The organism is Agrobacterium sp. GW821-FHT14E08 (genome assembly GCF_058803865.1).
This window is the reverse complement of record NZ_JBXAPJ010000001.1, coordinates 704,637-726,275: the sequence shown is the minus strand read 5'-3', so window position 1 is coordinate 726,275 and position 21,639 is coordinate 704,637. Positions and strand designations below refer to the sequence as shown.

Here is a 21,639-nt window from a genome sequence, read left to right as displayed (position 1 = left end):
CCTGATCTCACCTTGCAAGATCGGTCTTTTCAAAGACCGGTCCCAATCTCTGCGGCATCCGCTCTAAAACTGGAGCGGTCTTCGGGTGAAGGCCGCTCCCATCTTTCCATTCGTGCTTAGGCAAGCACCCTGTTCATTGCCGCCTCGATCGTGACGGTTTCACGTTCGCCGGTCTTGCGGTCCTTCACTTCGACTTCGCCATTCGCGACCGAACGCGGTCCGACGATGATCTGCAACGGCACGCCGATGAGGTCGGCGGTGGCAAATTTCTGGCCGGCACGATCGTCTGTGTCGTCGTAAAGAACATCCTTGCCGGCGTTCGACAGCGAGTAATACAGCTTTTCGCAAGCCGCATCGCAGGCCTCGTCGCCAGCCTTCATGTTGATGATGACAACATCGAAAGGAGCAACCGAAGCAGGCCAGATGATTCCGTTCTCGTCATGCGATGCTTCAATGATGGCGGGAACAAGGCGTGTCGGCCCAATGCCATAGGAACCCATGTGGACAGGGTGTTCCTTGCCGTCCTTGCCCTGCACTTTCGCGCCCATCGGCTCGGAATATTTGGTGCCGAAATAGAAGATATGGCCGACTTCGATACCGCGTGCGGAAAGGCGCTCGCCATCGGGAATGGAGTCATAGGCGGCTTCGTCGTGCATTTCGGAAGTGGCGGCGTAATCGGCCGTCCATTCGTCGAAAACGCCTTGAAGCGCCGCGACATCGTCGAAATCGGTATTTTCAGCGGGAATGGCGCGGTCGAGGAAGCTCTTGTGGCAGAAGACTTCGGATTCGCCGGTATCGGCCAGAATGATGAATTCATGGCTGTGATTGCCGCCGATCGGGCCGGTATCGGCACGCATCGGAATGGCGCGCAGGCCAAGGCGCTCGAAGGTGCGCAGGTAAGCCACGAACATCTTGTTATAGGAATGGATCGCGTCTTCCTTGGTCAGATCGAAGGAATAGGCGTCCTTCATCAGGAACTCACGCGAGCGCATGGTGCCGAAACGCGGACGAACCTCGTCGCGGAACTTCAGCTGGATATGATAGAGGTTCAGCGGCAGGTTCTTGTAGGACTTCACATAGGAACGGAAGATGTCGGTGATCATCTCCTCGTTTGTGGGGCCATAAAGCATCTGGCGGTCCTGACGGTCCTTGATGCGCAGCATTTCCTTGCCGTAGTCATCATAACGACCGCTTTCCTGCCAGAGCTCGGCCGATTGCAGCGTCGGCATCAGAAGCTCGATGGCGCCCGAGCGATCCTGCTCCTGCCGGATGATCCTGTTGACCTTGTCCAGCACACGCTTGCCGAGCGGCAGCCAGGAATAAATGCCAGCCGACTGCTGCCGGATCATGCCCGCGCGCAGCATCAGGCGGTGGGAGACGATCTCCGCTTCCTTGGGGTTTTCCTTCAGGATGGGCATGAAATAACGGCTGAGACGCATGACGGCTTCCATTGATGTGGACGAGAGCGCGCAAAGGCGCGGGAATCGCCCCGAATAAAGGGATATTGGCGCCGGATATAGCCGTTTCCCGCCAAGAAGAAAACCCGCCATGAAAAGAGCCCGCAAGGCGATTTCATGGCATTTTCGCGATAGCTAATTCGCGTCAAAACGCTTTGATGGGAATATTATTCTTGTTCCGGTGCGACAAATTGCACCACAGGGAATTTTTTGCCGACTGTAACAAATATGCAAAAAATGAGATGACAAGCATGGGTGATTAAGCTAGCTTTAGCTTACAAAAGAGGCAGGAAGTCTAAATTCTTGCCGTTTTCGCGGTCAGTCTTGGGAGGATCAGATCTTAGGCGCGCTCGTTCGCAGCCCCGGCAACGGTTACAGATCACGCGAAACCTGAAAAACAAGGCTGAAAAGCCTTGTTTTTTTTTGATTCATCGACGCGACTACAACCCGGCTCGCCATTCCGGTAAAATTGTGGCGGTGAATCGGGTGCCAGACACGCTCATGCTGTGTGCACGACGGAGATGACATCCATATGACAATCTCCTGCGCCCTGTGTAGAAGCGGACAGCACCGCCAGAGTGTCGCCATACCCCCGTCATTGCGGCCTTGATCCTAGATTCATTTCGCCCAGCGTCTCGCAGGATGCAAACTGTTTCCAAGACAGGCATTTGGCGGCGTGAATTCCGGCCCGAGCCTAGAAGGACGATACTTCAGTCGTAAACGGGAATAATTCTCGGCAGATCGTCAAGGCTGATGCCGAACCACCAACCGCCGCCATACCAGATGCCGCAGATCAACGCCGATATCAGCGTCGTCCACAGGACGATGCGACCGCCTCTGAACCGCGACGGTGCGCTTGCGACCGTGCCCAGCGCCACATCGCCCTCTTCCGCCTGGGTACGAAGTCCGATCGGCAGCACGATGAAAAGAACCGTCCACCAGACGATGAAATAAACGGCGAAGACCGAAAGAAGCGGCATAACATCCTCCCTGCATAATGCGTCCTTTGTAACGCATTCATCCGTAAACCGGAATCACTTCCCTGCCACAAGCGTAAAAAGCCATGAATGGAAACAGGGCCGCGCTTTACAGCGCAAGCCCTGTCTCGAATAAGGTGATCGTTGCTCAGCAACTGACCGCCATCAGGCTTTCCGGCTGCTTAGACCTTCGTGACGAAAACCGTCACGATCGGCTTCTTGCCCCAGGTCTGGTTGGCTGCGGCGCGCACGGCGCGGCGCACCGCTTCGCGCAGCAGTTCCAGATCCTTGCGACGGGCGCGAGGGATGCTCTCCACGGCGCCGAGAACGGCGTCATAAAGCGTATCCTCCATGTCCTCGCCCTCATCATCGAATTCCGGCAGGCCGAAAGGCACGACATCGGGATCGCCGAGGAAGTCGTAACGGCTGTCCAGCACGACATTAACGGAGACATGGCCGGCGAAGGAAAGCTTGCGGCGATTGCTGATGCCCATCTCATCCATGTCGCCGATGAGGTTGCCATCCTTGAAAACGCGGCCATGCGGTGCATCGTCGATGACTTCCGCCGGGCCGGGCGCCAGGCGCAGAATATTGCCGTTACGCACCTTCGGCACCTGCGAAATGCCGGCCTGCTCAGCCAGTTCCTTCTGAGCCACCAGATGCGCAGCCTCGCCATGAACAGGCACGACGATCTGCGGCTTCGTCCATTCATACATTCTCAAAAGTTCGTTGCGGCGCGGATGGCCGGAAACGTGAACCAGAGCCTCATTGTCGGTGATGATATGGACACCCTGCTCGATCAGGCCGTTCTTGATATCGATGATCGCCTTCTCATTGCCGGGGATGGCGCGCGAGGAAAACACGACGGTGTCTCCCGCAGCCAGCGCCACATTGCGCATCTCGTCACGCGAAAGCTTGGCCAGTGCTGCGCGCGGTTCTCCCTGCGAACCGGTGAGGATCAGCACCACCTTGTTGCGTGGAATGTAGCCATATTCGTCTTCGGCGAGGAATGGCTTGATGCCCTCCATGATACCGAGATCCTGCGAGACGTTGACGACGCGTTTCAGCGAGGAACCAAGCAGCAGAACTTCACGGCCTGCCGCCTCCGCAGCCTGCGCAATCGAGCGGATGCGCCCGACATTGGAGGAGAAGGTGGTGACGGCCACTCGGCCTTCAGCATTTTCGATGATCTGCCGCAGGCCTTCGGAAACCTCGTGTTCGGAAGGCGAGACACCGTCACGAACCGAGTTGGTGCTGTCGCACATCAGCGCCAGCACGCCCTCTTCGCCGATGGCGCGGAAGCGGGCTTCATCCGTCAACGGACCGAGCGACGGCGCCTCGTCGATTTTCCAGTCGCCGGTGTGAATGACGTTACCGAGCGGCGTGCGGATGACCAGCGACATTGGCTCGGGAATGGAGTGGTTGACGCCGACAGCCTCGATCTCAAAGGGGCCGACATTGATGCGGTCGCCCGCCTTGAACGGCGTCACCGGAATTTCGGCGCGGGTACCCTCATAGGCGCGTTTCGCCTCCAGCATGCCCGCCGTGAAACCCGAGGCATAAACCGGCACGTTGAGGCCGGGCCACAGATCGTTCAGCGCGCCGTAATGGTCCTCGTGGGCATGGGTGATGATGATGCCTTTGAGGTTTTTCTTCTGCTCGGCGATATAGGTGATGTCAGGCAACACCAGATCGACACCCGGCAGATCAAGACCGGCAAAGGTCACGCCGCAATCCACCATGATCCATTCGCGCTTGCTTGCCGGACCGTATCCGTAAAGCGCCAGATTCATGCCGATTTCACCGACGCCGCCAAGCGGCAAAAATACCAGTTCGTCCTGTTTAGCCATTGTTCTTCTTATCCATTCACGAGAGCGCGCGAGCGACGGCGATCTGCCGTGCCCCGCGCCGGTTACCAGCATCGGACCTGTTAAATCATCTGATCGACCGGGCCGATGCGGAGCCGGTCTGCCACCCTGCTTTTCAAGAGCTGCAGGAAAGCTCCAACCTGTGGGATCCGGTTCGGCGCAGGCCTTCAGCCCACACCGCGCACCTCATCCGAAAAAGACGTCGCCGGCGGCGATGGAGCGTCTTGTACCCTCATCCTCGTCCAGCAGCAGATAACCATTATCATCAATTCCGACGAAACGCCCGCCGATCGAGCGATCGGGGAAGTTGACGGTGATATGTTCGCCGATACCGCAGGCGGCCGCCCGCCAGCCGGCCATGACACCGGCCACGCCCCTGCCCTCATCCCAGCCCGTCAGCACATCCGCCGTTTCGCGGAAAAGATGGGCGAAGAGTTCGTCGGGTGAACAGGAAGCACCGTGTTCGGACAACATGGTAACGGGATAAAGCGGGTTTTCCGGCTTGTGGGCGATATTGATGCCGATGCCGATGACGATGGCGCGCCGTCCGTCCGGCAGAAGCTCCGCTTCCATCAAAATGCCGCAGGTTTTCTGACGACCAATCAGCACGTCATTCGGCCATTTGATTTCAAGCGGGGCACCGCCTGTCGGCAGGACCGCACGGATGGCGCGATAGACGGCGAGCGCGAAGGCCAACGGCAGAGAGCCTATGCGATCCATCGGAGCGGGATCGATCAGAAGAAGCGAGGCGTAGAGATTGCCGGGTTCGGAAACCCATGGCCGACCGCGACGACCGCGCCCGCCGGTCTGGCGGATGGCGGTGATCCACAGATTGCCGCCATCGCCCGCCCGCGCCCGGGCAAAACATTCTATATTGGTCGATGGTGTTTCCACCATCGCCTCGTGCCGGAAGTCATCGATGGACACCCGGCCCGTATGCTTGGGCGTATTGGTCAAAAGAACGTCTTTGCCGCGACCGTGACCGCATTGCCGAGCGCACCGCCAAAGACGATGAAGGCGACAACGAACAGTCCGGAGAGCGCATAAACGACCTTCAGTTCACCGGCCGGACGTTCGAAGCTACCCTTGGCTTCATCGAACCACATGACCTTGACGACGCGGATATAATAATAAGCGCCGACGACCGAACCGATCACGCCGATGATGGCGAGCGGATAAAGCTTGGCTTCGATGGCTGCGAGGAAAACGTAATACTTGCCGAAGAAGCCGGCGAGCGGCGGAATGCCGGCAAGCGAGAACATCAGGATCGTCAGCACAACCGCCATGAAGGGGTTGGTGGAGGAAAGCCCGGCCAGATCCTCGACAGTCTCGACATTGCCGATTTCCTTACGGCGCATGGAGAGAATGCAGGCGAAGGTGCCAAGCGTCATGACCATGTAGATGGTCATGTAGAGAATGACGCCCGAAACACCAGCCTCTGTACCCGCCGCCAGACCGACAAGCGCGTAACCCATGTGACCGATGGAAGAATAGGCCATCAGTCGCTTGATGTTCTTCTGGCCGATAGCGGCAAACGAGCCGAGCAGCATGGAAGCGATGGAGATGAAGACGACGATCTGCTGCCAGTCGGCAAAAACCGGCTGGAACGCATCAATGACGATGCGAACGAAGATCGCCATGGCGCCAATCTTGGGAGCCGCGGACAGGAAGGCGGTGACCGGGGTCGGCGCGCCTTCATAGACATCAGGCGTCCACATGTGGAACGGCACGGCGGAAATCTTGAATGCCAGACCGGCGAGAACGAAGACCAGGCCGAAAACGAGGCCGAGCGAACGGGTCTCGGCCGTCAGCACCTGGGCGATTTCGGCAAAGCCGGTATTGCCGGTGAAGCCGTAAACCAGCGACATGCCATAAAGCAGCATGCCGGAAGACAGCGCGCCAAGCACGAAATATTTCAGGCCCGCTTCCGTGGAGCGCAGGCTTTCCCGGTTGATGGCGCAGACGACGTAAAGTGCAAGCGACTGCAATTCAAGCGCCATATAGAGCGAGATCAGGTTGTTGGCCGAGATCATCAGCAGGATGCCGAGGGTCGCCAGAACCAGCAGCACGGGATATTCGAACCGGCCGACCGGCTCGAAACGGCCCTGGCCAACAGAAAGGATCATGGCGGTGATCGAGCCGATCAGCGCCAGCACCTTCATGAAGTTACCGAAGGCATCGGCGACGTAAACGCCGCCGAAGGCCACACCCGAAGCGGGCGCAAAGACGATCCAGAGACCGACGACGAGCAGCAGGGCCACGGAGAGGCCCGTGACCGTCGTTGTCGACTTGTCGCCCGAGAAGACGCCAATCATGAGCAGCGCCAGCGCGCCGACCGCAAGGATCAGCTCGGGCGTCGCGATGTGCAGACTGGCAAAAAGGATTTCAGCGGTCATGTCCAACGGGTCCTGTCGTCAATTCATAGTGAGCGCAACATTTTGCGCCGCCTGCAATGCAGCCGTATAGTTGTTTACCAGAAGATCGACCGATGCGGCGGTGGCATCGAACACCGGCGCCGGATAGACGCCGAAGAAGATCGTCAGGACGACAAGCGGATAAAGGATGACCTTTTCGCGGGTCGACAGATCGAGCATCGCCTTCAGGCTTTCCTTCTCAAGCGCACCGAAAATCACGCGGCGGTAAAGCCACAGCGCATAAGCGGCCGAGAGGATGACGCCGGTTGCCGCAAACAGCGCGACCAGCGTGTTGGCGCGGAATACGCCGATCAACGTCAGGAATTCACCGACAAAGCCAGACGTGCCGGGCAGACCGACATTGGCCATGGTGAAGACCATGAAGGCGACCGCATATTTCGGCATGTTGTTGACGAGGCCGCCATAGGCGGAAATCTCGCGGGTATGCAGCCGGTCATAGACAACGCCGACGCAGAGGAAGAGTGCGCCAGAGACGATACCGTGCGACAGCATCTGGAAGATCGCGCCCTGCACGCCCTGAACGTTGGCGGCGAAGATGCCCATGGTCACGTAACCCATATGGGCAACGGAAGAATAGGCGATCAGCTTCTTGATGTCGTCCTGCATCATCGCGACCAGTGAGGTGTAGATGATGGCGAGAACCGACAGCGTGAAGACGAAGGGTGCGAAATAATCAGAGGCCAGCGGGAACATCGACAGCGAAAAGCGGATGAAACCGTAACCGCCGAGCTTCAGCATGACGCCGGCAAGAATGACGGAGCCTGCGGTCGGGGCCTGAACGTGGGCATCCGGCAGCCAGGTATGCACCGGCCACATCGGCATCTTGACCGAGAAGGCCGCGAAGCAGGCAAGCCACAGCCAGGTCTGCATGCCGGCCGGGAAGCCGTATTTCAAGAGTTCCGTCATGTCGGTCGTGCCGGCCTGCCAGTACATGGCCATGATGGCGAGCATGGTCAGAACCGAGCCGAGCAGCGTGTAGAGGAAGAACTTGTAGGAGGCGTAAACGCGATCCTTGCCGCCCCAGACGCCGATGATGATGAACATCGGGATCAGCGTCGCTTCGAAGAAGACGTAGAAAAGAACCGTATCCAGCGCCACGAAGACGCCGATCATGACGACTTCCAGCAGCAGGAAGGCGATCATGTATTCCTTGACGCGCTTCTCGATCGAATCCCAGCTTGCCAGCACGCAGAAGGGCATGAGGAAAGTGGTGAGGATGACGAACAGCATGGAGATGCCGTCGACACCCAGATGGTAGGCGGCGATGTTGCCGAACCAGGCGTGTTTTTCCACCATCTGGAAACCGGGATTCGAATTATCGAAACCGATCCAGATGAAGAGCGACACCAGGAAGGTGAAAACGGTCGTCAGCAGCGAGACATTGAGAATGTTGCGGCGACCATAAGGGCCGTTCTCATTCGTCAGAAGCAGGAGCACCACGCCGACGAGCGGCAGAAAGGTGACCGTTGAAAGAATGGGCCAATCGGTCATCAGAGGGCACTCCCGAGCATCATCCATGTGACAAGCGCCGCGATGCCGATCAGCATCGCAAAGGCATAATGATAGAGGTAACCGGATTGCAGGCGGACCATGCGGTTGGTCACGTCAACCACACGCGCTGCAATGCCGTTCGGTCCATAGTGGTCGATGACGGCGACGTCGCCCTTCTTCCACAGGAAGCGACCGAGCGCTTTTGCGGAACGTACGAAGAGGAAGTCGTAGAGTTCGTCGAAGTACCACTTGTTGAGAAGGAACTGGTAGAGGCCACGATGGGTCTCGGCCAGACGCTTCGGTGTCTCGGGCGACTTGATGTACATGTACCAGGCGGTCACGAAACCAAGCGCCATGGCGAAGAACGGGCTCCACTTCACCCACAGCGGAACGTGGTGGAACTCTTCGAGGATCTCGTTTTCCGGAAGCGTAAACAGAGCCCCCTTCCAGAATTCGGCATATTCGTGACCGAAGAAATAACCTTCGAAGGCCACACCGGCGAAGATCGCACCGACGGTGAGGATGAAAAGCGGGATCAGCATGACCATCGGCGATTCATGCACGTGGTGCATCACATCGGCCGAAGCGCGCGGCTTGCCGAAGAAGGTCATGAAAGCCAGACGCCAGGAGTAGAAGCTGGTGAACAGGGCCGCGATGACCAGCAGCGTGAAGGCGACACCCGAGAGAACCGAATGGGACGCGTAAGCGGATTCGATGATGACGTCCTTCGAGAAAAAGCCGGCAAAACCGATCATCGTGCCCGGAATACCAACGCCGGTCAGCGCCAGGGTGCCAACGGTCATGGTCCAGAAGGTGATGGGGATATGCTTGCGCAGGCCGCCCATGTAACGCATGTCCTGCTCGCCATCGACGGCATGGATGACCGAACCGGCGCACAAGAACAGCAGGGCCTTGAAGAAGGCGTGCGTGAAGAGGTGGAACACGGCAGCGCCATAAGCGCCGACGCCAAGCGCCACGAACATGTAACCGAGCTGCGAGCAGGTCGAATAGGCGATGACGCGCTTGATGTCGTTCTGCACGAGGCCGACGGTTGCCGCGAAGAAGGCGGTGATCGCGCCGATCAGCGTCACGACGGTGAGCGCATCATGCGACAGTTCGAAAAGCGGCGACATGCGGGCGACGAGAAAGACGCCGGCGGTAACCATGGTTGCGGCGTGAATGAGGGCAGACACCGGGGTCGGGCCCTCCATCGCGTCCGGCAGCCAGGTGTGCAGCAGGAACTGCGCCGATTTACCCATGGCGCCCATGAAGAGCAGCAGGCAGACGCCCGTCATCGCATTGGCCTTGTCCAGCTGCATGCCGAACAGGTTGATGACGGTGTCGGTGGAGGCGGCACCTTCAGCCGGCAGATAGGTCGCAGCGGCAGCGAAGATCGTTTCGAAATTGATCGAGCCGAACAGCACGAACACGCCGCCAATGCCGAGAATGAAGCCGAAGTCACCGACGCGGTTGACGATGAAGGCCTTCATGGCTGCGGCCGAAGCGGACGGCTTCTTGAACCAGAAGCCGATCAGCAGATAGGACGCCAGACCCACGCCTTCCCAGCCGAAGAACATCTGCAGCAGGTTGTCGGAGGTCACCAGCATCAGCATGGCGAAGGTGAAGAGCGACAGATAGGCGAAGAAGCGCGGACGATGCGGATCGTGGTGCATGTATCCGATCGAATAGAGATGCACGAGCGTCGAGACCGTGTTGACCACGACGAACATGACAGCCGTCAGCGTGTCGATGCGGAAGGCCCATTCGACATCGATGCCGCCGGACTGGATCCAGCGCAGCACGGTGACCTTGATCACCTCGCCCGGCTCACCATGGGCGAGCGCGACGGTGAAGAAGACGATCCACGACAGGATGGCGACCACGATCATCAGACCGGTGGTGACATATTCCGAAGCCTTGGCGCCGATCGAGCGGCCGAACAGGCCGGCGATCAGGAAGCCGATCAGGGGAAGAAAGACGATAGCCTTGTAGATCATAGCCTTATCAGCCCTTCATCATATTGACGTCTTCGACGGCGATCGATCCGCGGTTGCGGTAGAAGACAACGAGTATTGCAAGACCGATGGCCGCTTCGGCGGCTGCGACGGTCAGAATGAACAAGGCGAAGACCTGGCCGACAATGTCGTTCAGGAAAGCCGAGAAGGCCACCATGTTGATGTTGACCGCCAGCAGGATAAGCTCGATCGACATGAGGATGACGATGACGTTCTTCCGGTTGAGGAAGATGCCGAAGATGCCGATCGTGAAGAGGATCGCGCTGACCGTCAGGTAGTGGGAAAGACCGATTTCCATATTCTGTTTCCTTGGATCCGTTCGCGCCTCAGATGCCCTGGCCCGGCTTGACCTTGACCGTGGTAACGGCAGTCTTCGGGTCACGGCCGACCTGGGTGGAGATATCCTGCCGCTTGATGTCGGTGCGATGACGCAGCGTCAGCACGATGGCGCCGATCATGGCCACCAGCAGCACGAGACCGGCGAGCTGGAAGAAGTAGATGTAATTGGTATACAGCACGTCGCCGAGGGCTGCGGTGTTGGTGCGCTCGGTGACCGGCGGGATCGGCATGGTGATCGATTTCGCCGCCTGCGGGTTCAAGACGCTGCCGCCGACAACGACAATCAGTTCCGCCGCAAGGATCACACCGATCAGCGCGCCAACCGGGGCATATTGCAGCACGCCGGAGCGCAGCTCCGCGAAATCCACATCCAGCATCATGACGACGAAGAGGAAGAGCACCGCCACGGCGCCGACATAAACCACCAGCAGGATCATGCCGAGGAACTCGGCGCCCGTCAGCAGGAACAGCGCGGCTGCGTTGAAGAAGGTCAAAATCAGAAACAGCACCGAATGAACAGGGTTCTTCGATGCGATGACCATGAACGCAGACGCCACGGCGACGAAAGCGAATATATAAAAGAATACAGCGTGCAGACCCATGTTGGTGCCTTCTTGTCCTCATCGGGCAAAGATGGCTCGAAGGCCCCTCACCCGTTTCGTCCCCGCCGGCGAAAACCGCGCAGGCATTTTACTTTTCATCGTTTTCCGGGGTTTCCCCCGGAAAGACGGTTGCGCCTTAACGGTAAGGCGCATCCAGTGCGAGGTTGCGTGCGATTTCACGCTCCCAGCGGTCGCCATTGTCGAGAAGCTTCTGCTTGTCGAAATAAAGCTCCTCGCGGGTTTCCGTCGCGAATTCGAAGTTCGGGCCTTCGACGATGGCGTCCACCGGGCATGCTTCCTGGCAGAAACCGCAATAGATGCACTTCACCATGTCGATATCGTAACGCACCGTGCGGCGGGTGCCGTCATTGCGGCGCGGGCCGGCTTCGATGGTGATCGCCTGAGCGGGACAGATCGCTTCACACAGCTTGCAGGCGATGCAGCGTTCTTCACCGTTCGGATAACGGCGCAGCGCATGTTCGCCGCGGAAACGCGGAGAGACCGGGCCCTTTTCGAAAGGATAGTTCACAGTTGCCTTCTGTTTGAAGAAGTGGCGCATCGTGAGCAGGATCGCGCCCACGAACTCCTTGAGGAACAGTGAATTGACGGCTTGGGAGAGGCTTGCCATCTCAGTCTCCAGATTTCTGAGCAAGGAGTACGGACATCAACCGGCCCACCCCGTCAGCTTCAATACGAATGCAACAATAACGACCATGGCGAGCGACAGGGGCAGGAACACCTTCCAGCCGAGACGCATGAGCTGGTCATAACGGTAACGCGGAACGAAAGCCTTGGTCAGAGCGATCATGAAGAAGACCATGCAGCCCTTCAACGCGAACCAGACAATACCCGGAACCCAGTTGAGGAACCACACATCCACGATCGGCAGCCAGCCGCCCATGAACAGGATCGTCGTCAGGCAGCAGATCAGGACGATCGCAGCATATTCGCCGAGCATGAACATCATGTAAGGCGTGGAGCCATATTCGACCATGTGACCGGCGACCAGTTCCGATTCCGCTTCCGGAAGGTCGAAGGGCGGACGGTTGGTTTCGGCAAGGCCCGAAATGAAGAACACGATGAACATCGGGAACAGCGACAGCCAGTGCCAGTCAAGGAACGAGGCCGGCAGGCCAAGCATGGTGCCGAGGCCAGTCTTCTGGGCCAGAACGATGTCCGTCAGGTTCAGCGAACCGACGCAAAGCAGAACGGTGACGATGACAAGGCCGATCGACACTTCGTAGGACACCATCTGTGCTGCCGAACGCAGCGCGCCAAGGAACGGATACTTCGAGTTCGAAGCCCAGCCGCCCATGATGATGCCGTATACTTCAAGCGAAGAAATCGCGAAGATATAGAGAATGCCGACATTGATATTGGCGACGACCCAGCCTTCGTTGAAGGGAATGACGGCATAGGTGGCGAGCGCCAGCGTCACCGCAACCAGCGGCGCCAGAAGGAAGACGGCCTTGTTGGCGCCGGCCGGAATGACCGGTTCCTTCAAGATGAACTTCAAAAGGTCGGCGAAGGACTGGAAGAGACCGAAGGGACCAACGACGTTCGGACCACGGCGCAGCTGCACGGCTGCCCAGACCTTGCGGTCGGCGAGCAGCAGGAAGGCGATGGCCACCAGAAGGCAAACGAGAAGCAGCAGGGACTGGCCGACCATGATCAGCGCGGGCCAGACGTAGCTCCAGAAAAACTGTTCCATAAATCCCCTACCCTTACTCTGCCGCAGCCTGGAAATTGTTGCGGGCCAATGCGGAGCACTCGGCCATGACGGCGGATGCGCGCGCAATCGGGTTCGTCAAATAAAAGTCTTTAACCGGCGAGGCAAACGCCGACTTGTTGAGTGAGCCGGTCTTGGCAGCCAGCGCTTCGATATCCGTGGCCTTGCCGGCGACGATCTCGTCGGTTTCCGCAAGATGCGGATGCGCGACATAGAGCTGGCCGCGCAGGGCAGACAGCGAATCGAACGGCAGCTTCTTGCCGAGAACATCGGAAAGCGCACGCAGGATCGCCCAGTCTTCGCGGGCTTCGCCCGGTGCGAAACCGGCGCGGTTGCCGAGCTGCACGCGACCTTCGGTGTTGACCCAGATACCGGATTTTTCGGTATAGGCCGCACCCGGAAGGATGACGTCGGCGTTCATCGCGCCCTGGTCGCCATGGCTACCGATATAGACGGTGAACTTGGCGCCCTTGTTGGAGAGGTCGAGTTCATCGGCGCCGAGCAGGAAGAGAACGTCCATGGACGCGACCATTTCAGCGGCGGCAACACCGCCCTCGCCCGGCACGAAGCCAATATCGAGACCACCGACGCGGGCAGCGGCGGTGTGCAGAACCGAGAAGCCGTTCCACTCTTCGGTGACAGCACCTACCGAGGTAGCGAGCTTGGCGGCGGCAGCCAGTACGGCTGCACCATCGGCGCGCGCCAGAGCACCCTGGCCGATGATGATCAGCGGGTTCTTGGCGGACTTCAGCTTGCCAGCGAAGCTGTGCGAACCATTGGCCAAGTCGGACAGCGTTTCAGCGCCGGAACCGAGATATTCGTAATTGTAGCGAAGCTCACCGGCTTCACCGATCACGCCGATCGGGAAACCGCCGCGACGCCAGCGCTTGCGGATGCGGGCGTTGAGCACGGCCGCTTCGTAACGCGGGTTGGAACCAACGATCAGCAGGGCGTCGGCCTGCTCGATACCTTCGATGGTGGAGTTGAACAGGTAGCTGGCGCGGCCGAGCGAAGGATCAAGTGCAGCGCCATCCTGACGGCAATCGACATTGGCCGAGCCGAGCGACGCCAGAAGCGACTTCAGCGCGAACATTTCTTCCACGGACGACAGATCGCCGGCGATCGCACCAATCTTGTTGCCGGACGTTGCGGCAACCGCCTGCTTGATCGCACCGAAGGCTTCACCCCAGCTTGCAGGCTGCAGGCGGCCATCCTTGCGGACGTAAGGGCGGTCAAGGCGCTGCGTCTTCAGGCCGTCCCAGATGAAACGGCTCTTGTCGGAAATCCACTCTTCATTGATCGCCTCGTTGACACGCGGCATGACGCGCATGACTTCGCGGCCACGGGTATCGACGCGGATGGCCGAACCGAGCGCGTCCATCACGTCGATGGTTTCGGTCTTGTTCAGCTCCCACGGGCGGGCGGTGAAGGCGAAAGGCTTGGAGGTGAGCGCGCCGACCGGGCAAAGGTCAACAACGTTGCCCTGCAGCTCCGAGGTCATGGCCTGCTCGAGATAGGTGGTGATTTCGGCATCTTCGCCGCGGCCGATAAGGCCAAGTTCGGCAATGCCGGCCACTTCCGTGGTGAAACGGACGCAGCGCGTGCAGTGAATGCAGCGGTTCATGACCGTCTTGACCAGCGGTCCGATATATTTGTCTTCAACCGCGCGCTTGTTTTCCGCGTAACGCGAACCGGCGATACCGAAGGCCATGGCCTGGTCCTGCAGGTCGCATTCGCCGCCCTGGTCGCAGATCGGGCAATCAAGCGGGTGGTTGATGAGCAGGAATTCCATCACGCCTTCGCGGGCCTTCTTGACCATCGGCGTGTTGGTGAAAACCTCAGGCAATTCGCCGTTCGGGCCGCCGCGAACGTCGCGAACGCCCATGGCGCAGGATGCGGCGGGCTTGGGCGGTCCGCCCTTCACCTCGATGAGACACATGCGGCAGTTACCCGCGACCGACAAGCGCTCATGAAAACAAAAGCGCGGAACTTCGGCACCAGCCTCCTCGCACGCCTGCAACAGCGTGAAATGATCCGGAACCTCGATCTCTTTACCGTCAACCTTGAGCTTTGCCATGGTCCTACTTACGTCCTGTTGCCTGTTCGTCCCATGTCTCACACGGTCCGCAACAAATCCTTAATCACGCCCGGCACTCGTATCGTCTGCCAGACGCTTCATGGTGTCGCGAGGCCGGAAAATTCCGGCTCCGCCTGAAGCCTCAATGCTTATTCAGCGGCTTCCAGAACAGCGCCATCATCCATGGCCCTGTAGGTATATTGGTCGATGCGCTTTTCGATTTCCGGACGGAAATTGCGGATCAGCGCCTGTACCGGCCATGCGGCGGCGTCGCCGAGCGCACAGATGGTGTGGCCTTCGATCTGCTTCGTCACTTCGAACAGCATGTCGATTTCGCGCTTCTGCGCGTTACCCTTGACCATGCGCTCCAGCACGCGCCACATCCAGCCGGTGCCTTCGCGGCACGGCGTGCACTGGCCGCAGCTCTCATGCTTGAAGAAGGCCGCGATGCGGGCAATCGCCTTGATGACGTCGGTGGACTTGTCCATGACGATCATGCCGCCGGTGCCGAAGGAAGACTTCACTTCGCGCATGCCGTCAAAGTCCATGATGGCGTCCTTCATGTCCTCACCGCGAACGATGGGGCAGGATGCGCCGCCGGGGATGACGCCGAGCAGATTGTCCCAGCCGCCGCGAATGCCACCGCAATGGCGCTCGATCAGCTCACGGAAGGACAGGCCCAGCGCATCTTCGAAGGTGCACGGGCGCTCGACATGGCCGGAGACCATGAACAGCTTGGTGCCGACATTGTTCGGACGGCCGATGGACGAGAACCATGCAGCACCTCGGCGCAGGATGGTCGGCGCAACGGCGATCGATTCAACGTTGTTAACGGTCGTCGGGCAGCCGTAAAGACCCATATTGGCCGGGAACGGCGGCTTCAGGCGCGGCTGGCCCTTCTTGCCTTCCAGGCTTTCGAGCAGAGCTGTCTCTTCGCCGCAGATATAGGCACCCGCGCCGTGATGGACGTAGATGTCGAAATCCCAGCCGTTCTTGTTGTTCTTGCCGAGCAGGCCGGCATCGTAGCATTCGTCGATGGCCGCCTGCAGCGCCTCACGCTCGCGCATATATTCGCCGCGAACGTAGATATAGGCGGTATGCGCGCCCATGGCGAAACCGGCGATAACGCAGCCTTCGATCAGCGTATGCGGATCGTTGCGCAGGATTTCGCGGTCCTTGCAGGTGCCGGGCTCGGATTCGTCGGCGTTGACGACGAGATAATGCGGGCGGCCGTCATTTTCCTTCGGCATGAAGGACCACTTGAGACCCGTCGGGAAGCCAGCGCCGCCGCGACCGCGAAGGCCTGATGCCTTCATCTCGTTGATGATCCAGTCACGGCCCTTTTCGATGATCTGCTTGGTGCCGTCCCAATGGCCGCGCGCTCTCACGCCCTTCAGGGACTTGTCCTTGAGGCCGTAGAGATTGGTAAAGATGCGATCCTGATCTTTTAACATGCTTCACCTCTTACCGCGGCTTCTTGCCGAAGACCTTGATATACTCGGCTTCGCCACCCTTGGCGAGCGCCTCGGCCTGCTTGATCCACTCGTCGCGTTCGATGCGGCCCTTGAAATTCAGATAACCGTCAACCCAGTCGCATTCGGCCTTCTTCCAGCCCGCGACCTGCGCGAAGGTGAAGATGCCGAGCTCATGCAGCGTGCCTTCGATCTTCGGACCGACGCCGGAAATGAGCTTCAGGTCGTCGGGCGTGGCAGGCTTCTCGATGCCGGCCGGACGATCCTTGGAATCGAGCGACGGCTTCGCAGATCCCGAAGCTTCCTTTTCGGCGGCCTTGACGTTGGCTTCCGCAGCCTTCGGCTCGTTTGCCGGCGTCTTCAGCTTCGGATCGGTCTCCGGCGCATCGGTCTTCGGCTTGGCGGCGTTGGACGGCGGAACCGGTGCGGCATCCGCAGGCACTTCGGCCGGCTTGTCGAGATTGGAACGATCCGGCTTGATCTCTTCCGTCAGCGTCGTCAGTCCACCGACCGGCACGGATTCGTGACGGTCGATCTGCGGACCGGTCTTGACGGTGTCGCCCTTGCCCGCTTCGAACGTGTCGATGATCTCTTCCAGACGCTCTGGCGTCAGGTCCTCATAGGCATCCTTGAAGATGATGACCATCGGCGCGTTGACGCAGGCGCCCTGACATTCCACTTCTTCCCAGGAGAGCGTGCCGCTCTCATTGGTGTGCAGCGGATCGTGGTGAATCTTCTTGCGGCAGACATCCATCAGCGCTTCCGAGCCGCGCAGCATGCAGGGCGTGGTGCCGCAGACCTGAACGTGGGCGCGCGTGCCGACCGGCTTCAGCTGGAACTGGGTGTAGAAGGTCGCCACTTCCATGACGCGGATATAGGCCATATCCAGCATGTCGGCGATCTTTTCGATGGCGGCGCGGGTAACCCAGCCGTCCTGCTCCTGCGCACGCATGAGCAGCGGGATGACCGCCGATTGCTGGCGTCCCTCGGGATATTTCTTGATCGTCTTCTCAGCCCAGGCAGTGTTTTCCTGGTTGAAGGCAAATGCCACGGGCTGGAACTGATCTTCGGCTAGTCGACGAACGGACATACTTCCTCACGCCTTTTCAGTTTAACGTCTCACAACGCGATCTCGCCACCGTGACGAATTCGCAGGCGTAAGCCGCCTTGTCTTTCTGCATGAACACGATGAACTTGCTGCCGTTGGGAACCGAGGCCTTGATCTCGAAGCCCGAAGACAGAAGCTGCTTGATGGTGGAACCGCCGCCGCTCGACAGCGATACGCCGCCCTCGTCCGTCGCCGTCTGGGCGAGAACGGGGGTCGACATCGCAGCAAGAAAAGCCGGAATGGCGAGCGGCAGACGCATCAGCGGTCGACCTCCCCGAACACGATGTCGAGGGAGCCGAGAACGGCTGTAACGTCGGCAAGCTGATGGCCCTTGCACAGGAAATCCATAGCCTGCAGGTGTGCGTAACCCGGCGCGCGGATCTTGCAACGGTAGGGCTTGTTCGAACCATCGGCGACCACGTAAACGCCGAACTCGCCCTTCGGCGCTTCGACGGCGGCGTAAACTTCGCCGGCCGGAACGTGGTAACCTTCGGTGTAGAGCTTGAAGTGGTGGATCAGCGCTTCCATCGAACGCTTCATCTCGCCACGCTTCGGCGGAACCACCTTGCCGTCAAGCGAGGACACAGGGCCGATGCGATGCTTGCCGGAGAGAAGATCGACGCACTGCTTCATGATCTTTACGGATTCGCGCATTTCCTGCATGCGGATCAGGTAACGATCATAGCAGTCGCCATTCTTGCCAACGGGAATGTCGAATTCGAGATCGGAATAGCACTCATAGGGCTGCGCGCGACGCAAATCCCAGGCAGCGCCCGAACCGCGCACCATCACGCCCGTGAAACCCCAGGCAAAGGCGTCTTCAAGCGAGACGACGCCGATATCGACGTTACGCTGCTTGTAGATGCGGTTATCGGTCAGCAGGCCCTCGATATTGTCGAGAACGGTGAGGAATGGATCGCACCATTTGCCGATATCATCGACCAGTTCCGGGGGCAGGTCCTGATGCACGCCGCCCGGACGAACGTAGGCCGAGTGCATGCGGGCGCCGCAGGCGCGCTCATAGAACACCATCAGCTTTTCGCGTTCTTCGAAACCCCAGACCGGCGGCGTCATTGCGCCGACGTCCATGGCCTGCGTCGTGACGTTCATGATGTGCGACAGGATACGGCCGATTTCCGAATAAAGCACGCGGATCAGCTGGCCACGCATCGGGATTTCGAGGCCGAGCAGCTTTTCGACAGCGAGCGCGAAAGCATGTTCCTGGTTCATCGGCGCGACGTAGTCGAGGCGGTCGAAGTAAGGAACGGCCTGCAGATAGGTCTTGGTCTCGATCAGCTTTTCGGTGCCGCGGTGCAGAAGACCGATATGCGGATCGACGCGCTCGACGATTTCGCCGTCGAGTTCCAGAACCAGACGCAGCACGCCGTGCGCGGAGGGGTGTTCCGGACCGAAGTTGATCGTGAAATTGCGGACGTTATGCTCAGTCATTCTAGTGCTCCGCCGAGGTGATCATGGCGATGAATTCGGGGCCGGTCATGTTCTGCGTGGTTTCAGCGAAAGAATAGCTCGAAGGCTTCTCATCCGTGAAAATCTGCGACGCGAACTTGAAACTGGAGGGGTTATCGAAAGCCTGCAGCGAAACGGCAAAATGCTTGCCGTCCTTGGAACGCCACATCAGCGTGCTGCCGCAGTTCTTGCAGAAGCAGCGCTCACCCCATTCCGACGAGGAATAGACGCCGAGGTTCTCTTCGTTTTCGACGGAGATATCAGCGCATTCGACAGCCAGAAACGCACCGCCGGACCAGCGGCGGCACATGGAGCAATGGCAAACGCCAAATTCACGGGCACCGATGACGGCGTTGAAGCCGACGGCGCCGCAAAGACATTGCGCATGCTCTGTCGCGGGGGCTTGGCTCATTGCTTGGCCTTTTCGTCACCCGGGAGAACATATTCGGTTCCTTCCCATGGGGAGAGGAAATCGAAGTTGCGGAATTCCTGCTTCAGTTCGACCGGTTCATAAAGAACCCGTTTCAGCACGTCATCGTAACGTACTTCCACAAAGCCGGTAACCGGAAAATCCTTGCGCAGGGGATGGCCTTCGAAACCGTAATCCGTGAGGATGCGGCGAAGGTCCTTATGGCCCTCGAACGGAATGCCATACATGTCCCAGGCTTCGCGCTCGAACCATTCGGCACCCATGTAAACGGAGGTCGAAGACGGTACGCCCTCATCTTCCGCTACCTGCAGCTTGATGCGGACGCGCAGGTTCTGGCGCGGCGACAGCAGGTGATAGACGACATCGAAACGCTTTTCGCGCTGCGGCCAGTCAACGCCGCAAATGTCGATGATATTGACAAAACCGCACTGCACGTCGTCACGCAGGAAGGTCAAAAGCGCGATCACACTTTCAGGCGTCGTGTTCAGCGTCAGTTCGCCATAGGCGATATCAGCCGACACCACGAGGGAACCGCGCGCTTCCTTAACGTAAGCAGCAAGATCGTTGAGAGCTTCGCTCATTCTTAATCCGTCCTTTGCCCTTAGCGCTCGATCGTACCGGTACGACGAATCTTCTTCTGCAGCAGAAGCACGCCATAAAGCAGCGCCTCCGCCGTGGGGGGACAGCCCGGAACGTAGATATCCACCGGCACGACGCGGTCGCAGCCGCGCACGACAGCGTAGGAATAGTGATAATAACCGCCGCCATTGGCACAGGAGCCCATGGAGATAACGTAACGCGGCTCAGGCATCTGGTCATAGACCTTGCGCAGAGCGGGCGCCATCTTGTTGGTGAGCGTGCCAGCGACGATCATCACGTCCGACTGGCGCGGTGAAGCGCGAGGGGCGACACCGAAGCGTTCCATGTCATAACGCGGACCGGACGCCTGCATCAGGCCTTCGACGGCGCAGCAGGCGAGACCAAACTGCATCCACATCAGGGAGCCGGTGCGCGCCCAGGTGATCAGCTCGTCGGTCGAGGTGACGAGAAAGCCCTTGTCGGCCAGCTCGTCGTTGATTTCCGTGAAGTAGGCATCGTTGCTGCCAACCGGCTTGCCGGTCGAGGGATCGATGATCCCCTTCGGCTGCGGCGCAACGAGCGTGCTGTTGTTCTGGCTCATGCCCATTCCAGCGCTCCCTTCTTCCACTCATAGATAAAGCCGATGGTGAGGACGAGGAGGAATACCATCATCGACCAGAAACCGAACCAGCCCATCTCACCAAAAGACACCGCCCAGGGGAAGAGGAAGGCGACTTCCAGATCGAAGATGATGAACAGGATCGACACCAGATAAAAACGGATATCGAACTTCATGCGGGCATCGTCGAAGGCGTTGAAACCGCACTCGAAAGCGGAAAGCTTTTCCGGGTCCGGAGCCTTGTAGGCAACCGCGAAAGGCGCAATGAGAAGCGCCAGGCCAATGACGAGAGCGATACCGATGAAGATTGCGATCGGAATGTAGGAACTGAGGAGTTCAGTCATGGTCTCTTCCCTGCCCGGCCGGGTGCCGGACCTGCCTTTGCGACTGATAAGTCTCAAGGCGCACAAATATGTTGCAACGCCAAAGTGGTTAGCGCAGCCGCGCTCTCTCTGCAAGAGTTTAGGCACCATTTCAAGACACCTGCCGCATTGATTGGCAACAATATTGCCGGAATTGACGCAAATTTGGGCCACAATTCCGACCTAAGCCCCTCAAATACAATAATAATCGATTGAAGGACGCAACCGCAAAAAAGTCACACGAATTTTACGTCGAAATGGCGGCGAAGTGACGATATCGGGAGACCGAAACTTGAGTAAAAAAAGCAGGAAAAATCGCATCTGAAAAGACCGGAATCAGGTGCCGGAATCGTCAAAAAAACGGAGTCGCGCAGACGGCGCGTCGATCTATTTTTGAGGAGACATTTCAGGAAGAAGAAATGGCGCGAGTGACGGGGCTCGAACCCGCGACCTCCGGCGTGACAGGCCGGCACTCTAACCGACTGAGCTACACCCGCGCACCACAGACATTCATCTGTGTTTTCCGAGGAACAGGATGGCGCGAGTGACGGGGCTCGAACCCGCGACCTCCGGCGTGACAGGCCGGCACTCTAACCGACTGAGCTACACCCG

Annotated in this window: 20 protein-coding genes and 1 tRNA gene; all 21 read right to left on the bottom strand. The window is 59.0% G+C overall.

The genetic code is table 11. The features are described from left to right. Positions 1–116 precede the first annotated feature (116 nt). Positions 117–1,439 (bottom strand): proline--tRNA ligase, encoded by a 1,323-nt coding sequence (gene proS / locus AC1ROR_RS03545; RefSeq protein ID WP_498588606.1) that lies wholly within the window; start codon positions 1,437–1,439, stop codon positions 117–119. A 728-nt stretch (positions 1,440–2,167) separates the two neighbouring features. Beyond that, complete coding sequence (locus AC1ROR_RS03540; protein ID WP_035217654.1) at positions 2,168–2,437, bottom strand: DUF1467 family protein; 270 nt, start codon at positions 2,435–2,437, stop codon at positions 2,168–2,170. Positions 2,438–2,616: 179 nt separating this feature from the next. Then, positions 2,617–4,284 (bottom strand): ribonuclease J, encoded by a 1,668-nt coding sequence (locus tag AC1ROR_RS03535; RefSeq protein WP_035217657.1) that lies wholly within the window; start codon positions 4,282–4,284, stop codon positions 2,617–2,619. 204 nt (positions 4,285–4,488) lie between these two features. Beyond that, the gene (locus tag AC1ROR_RS03530; protein ID WP_167377520.1) at positions 4,489–5,199 is read right to left on the bottom strand and encodes a biotin--[acetyl-CoA-carboxylase] ligase; all 711 of its coding nucleotides are present in this window, start codon (positions 5,197–5,199) and stop codon (positions 4,489–4,491) included. A gap of 56 nt (positions 5,200–5,255) precedes the next feature. Beyond that, positions 5,256–6,698, bottom strand: a complete 1,443-nt coding sequence (gene nuoN / locus AC1ROR_RS03525) for an NADH-quinone oxidoreductase subunit NuoN (RefSeq protein WP_035218873.1) — start codon at positions 6,696–6,698, stop codon at positions 5,256–5,258. 18 nt (positions 6,699–6,716) lie between these two features. Next, the gene (locus tag AC1ROR_RS03520) at positions 6,717–8,228 is read right to left on the bottom strand and encodes an NADH-quinone oxidoreductase subunit M (protein ID WP_003496441.1); all 1,512 of its coding nucleotides are present in this window, start codon (positions 8,226–8,228) and stop codon (positions 6,717–6,719) included. Next, positions 8,228–10,225, bottom strand: coding sequence for an NADH-quinone oxidoreductase subunit L (gene nuoL, locus AC1ROR_RS03515; protein ID WP_003496443.1), 1,998 nt, complete (start codon positions 10,223–10,225; stop codon positions 8,228–8,230). The genes AC1ROR_RS03520 and nuoL overlap by 1 nt, the downstream gene beginning before the upstream one ends. A gap of 7 nt (positions 10,226–10,232) precedes the next feature. Further along, the gene (gene nuoK, locus AC1ROR_RS03510; RefSeq protein WP_003496445.1) at positions 10,233–10,541 is read right to left on the bottom strand and encodes an NADH-quinone oxidoreductase subunit NuoK; all 309 of its coding nucleotides are present in this window, start codon (positions 10,539–10,541) and stop codon (positions 10,233–10,235) included. Positions 10,542–10,569: 28 nt separating this feature from the next. Further along, positions 10,570–11,184 (bottom strand): NADH-quinone oxidoreductase subunit J, encoded by a 615-nt coding sequence (locus AC1ROR_RS03505; protein WP_035217664.1) that lies wholly within the window; start codon positions 11,182–11,184, stop codon positions 10,570–10,572. Positions 11,185–11,320: 136 nt separating this feature from the next. Continuing rightward, positions 11,321–11,812, bottom strand: coding sequence for an NADH-quinone oxidoreductase subunit NuoI (gene nuoI, locus AC1ROR_RS03500; protein ID WP_003496449.1), 492 nt, complete (start codon positions 11,810–11,812; stop codon positions 11,321–11,323). 36 nt (positions 11,813–11,848) lie between these two features. Beyond that, positions 11,849–12,895: an NADH-quinone oxidoreductase subunit NuoH gene (gene nuoH, locus AC1ROR_RS03495; protein ID WP_003496451.1), complete on the bottom strand. Its 1,047-nt coding sequence runs from the start codon at positions 12,893–12,895 to the stop codon at positions 11,849–11,851. Positions 12,896–12,908: 13 nt separating this feature from the next. Further along, positions 12,909–14,990 carry an NADH-quinone oxidoreductase subunit NuoG gene (nuoG, locus tag AC1ROR_RS03490; protein ID WP_498588605.1) on the bottom strand — a complete coding sequence of 694 codons (2,082 nt, stop codon included), beginning with the start codon at positions 14,988–14,990 and terminating at the stop codon, positions 12,909–12,911. 149 nt (positions 14,991–15,139) lie between these two features. Then, complete coding sequence (gene nuoF, locus AC1ROR_RS03485) at positions 15,140–16,444, bottom strand: NADH-quinone oxidoreductase subunit NuoF (protein ID WP_003496455.1); 1,305 nt, start codon at positions 16,442–16,444, stop codon at positions 15,140–15,142. Between the two features lie 10 nt (positions 16,445–16,454). Continuing rightward, positions 16,455–17,552, bottom strand: a complete 1,098-nt coding sequence (locus tag AC1ROR_RS03480) for an NADH-quinone oxidoreductase subunit E (RefSeq protein WP_035217669.1) — start codon at positions 17,550–17,552, stop codon at positions 16,455–16,457. Between the two features lie 16 nt (positions 17,553–17,568). After that, complete coding sequence (locus tag AC1ROR_RS03475) at positions 17,569–17,829, bottom strand: hypothetical protein (protein WP_003496459.1); 261 nt, start codon at positions 17,827–17,829, stop codon at positions 17,569–17,571. Next, positions 17,829–19,019, bottom strand: coding sequence for an NADH-quinone oxidoreductase subunit D (locus AC1ROR_RS03470; RefSeq protein ID WP_003496461.1), 1,191 nt, complete (start codon positions 19,017–19,019; stop codon positions 17,829–17,831). The genes AC1ROR_RS03475 and AC1ROR_RS03470 overlap by 1 nt, the downstream gene beginning before the upstream one ends. Before the next feature lies 1 nt (position 19,020). Further along, positions 19,021–19,449 carry a GFA family protein gene (locus AC1ROR_RS03465; protein ID WP_035217672.1) on the bottom strand — a complete coding sequence of 143 codons (429 nt, stop codon included), beginning with the start codon at positions 19,447–19,449 and terminating at the stop codon, positions 19,021–19,023. Continuing rightward, entirely contained in the window at positions 19,446–20,048 is a 603-nt protein-coding gene (locus AC1ROR_RS03460) for an NADH-quinone oxidoreductase subunit C (protein ID WP_035217676.1), read from the bottom strand. Before AC1ROR_RS03460 ends, AC1ROR_RS03465 begins: the two co-directional genes overlap by 4 nt. Before the next feature lie 20 nt (positions 20,049–20,068). Further along, positions 20,069–20,653, bottom strand: coding sequence for a NuoB/complex I 20 kDa subunit family protein (locus AC1ROR_RS03455; protein ID WP_003496467.1), 585 nt, complete (start codon positions 20,651–20,653; stop codon positions 20,069–20,071). Beyond that, on the bottom strand, positions 20,644–21,009 hold the full coding sequence (locus AC1ROR_RS03450; RefSeq protein ID WP_003496469.1) for an NADH-quinone oxidoreductase subunit A: 366 nt from the start codon (positions 21,007–21,009) through the stop codon (positions 20,644–20,646). Before AC1ROR_RS03450 ends, AC1ROR_RS03455 begins: the two co-directional genes overlap by 10 nt. A 438-nt stretch (positions 21,010–21,447) precedes the next feature. After that, a tRNA-Asp gene (locus AC1ROR_RS03445) sits at positions 21,448–21,524 on the bottom strand. Positions 21,525–21,639: the final 115 nt, after the last annotated feature.

Coding starts and splice junctions, on each gene's coding strand:
- proS (WP_498588606.1), bottom strand. CDS start 1,439: ATGCGTCTCAGCCGTTATTTCATGCCCATCCTGAAGGAAAACCCCAAG.
- AC1ROR_RS03455 (WP_003496467.1), bottom strand. CDS start 20,653: ATGGGCATGAGCCAGAACAACAGCACGCTCGTTGCGCCGCAGCCGAAG.
- nuoK (WP_003496445.1), bottom strand. CDS start 10,541: ATGGAAATCGGTCTTTCCCACTACCTGACGGTCAGCGCGATCCTCTTC.
- AC1ROR_RS03520 (WP_003496441.1), bottom strand. CDS start 8,228: ATGACCGATTGGCCCATTCTTTCAACGGTCACCTTTCTGCCGCTCGTC.
- nuoL (WP_003496443.1), bottom strand. CDS start 10,225: ATGATCTACAAGGCTATCGTCTTTCTTCCCCTGATCGGCTTCCTGATC.
- AC1ROR_RS03530 (WP_167377520.1), bottom strand. CDS start 5,199: ATGGTGGAAACACCATCGACCAATATAGAATGTTTTGCCCGGGCGCGG.
- AC1ROR_RS03535 (WP_035217657.1), bottom strand. CDS start 4,284: ATGGCTAAACAGGACGAACTGGTATTTTTGCCGCTTGGCGGCGTCGGT.
- nuoN (WP_035218873.1), bottom strand. CDS start 6,698: ATGACCGCTGAAATCCTTTTTGCCAGTCTGCACATCGCGACGCCCGAG.
- AC1ROR_RS03505 (WP_035217664.1), bottom strand. CDS start 11,184: ATGGGTCTGCACGCTGTATTCTTTTATATATTCGCTTTCGTCGCCGTG.
- AC1ROR_RS03480 (WP_035217669.1), bottom strand. CDS start 17,552: ATGTCCGTTCGTCGACTAGCCGAAGATCAGTTCCAGCCCGTGGCATTT.
- nuoH (WP_003496451.1), bottom strand. CDS start 12,895: ATGGAACAGTTTTTCTGGAGCTACGTCTGGCCCGCGCTGATCATGGTC.
- AC1ROR_RS03465 (WP_035217672.1), bottom strand. CDS start 19,449: ATGAGCCAAGCCCCCGCGACAGAGCATGCGCAATGTCTTTGCGGCGCC.
- AC1ROR_RS03475 (WP_003496459.1), bottom strand. CDS start 17,829: ATGCGTCTGCCGCTCGCCATTCCGGCTTTTCTTGCTGCGATGTCGACC.
- AC1ROR_RS03540 (WP_035217654.1), bottom strand. CDS start 2,437: ATGCCGCTTCTTTCGGTCTTCGCCGTTTATTTCATCGTCTGGTGGACG.
- nuoI (WP_003496449.1), bottom strand. CDS start 11,812: ATGGCAAGCCTCTCCCAAGCCGTCAATTCACTGTTCCTCAAGGAGTTC.
- AC1ROR_RS03470 (WP_003496461.1), bottom strand. CDS start 19,019: ATGACTGAGCATAACGTCCGCAATTTCACGATCAACTTCGGTCCGGAA.
- AC1ROR_RS03450 (WP_003496469.1), bottom strand. CDS start 21,009: ATGACTGAACTCCTCAGTTCCTACATTCCGATCGCAATCTTCATCGGT.
- nuoG (WP_498588605.1), bottom strand. CDS start 14,990: ATGGCAAAGCTCAAGGTTGACGGTAAAGAGATCGAGGTTCCGGATCAT.
- nuoF (WP_003496455.1), bottom strand. CDS start 16,444: ATGTTAAAAGATCAGGATCGCATCTTTACCAATCTCTACGGCCTCAAG.
- AC1ROR_RS03460 (WP_035217676.1), bottom strand. CDS start 20,048: ATGAGCGAAGCTCTCAACGATCTTGCTGCTTACGTTAAGGAAGCGCGC.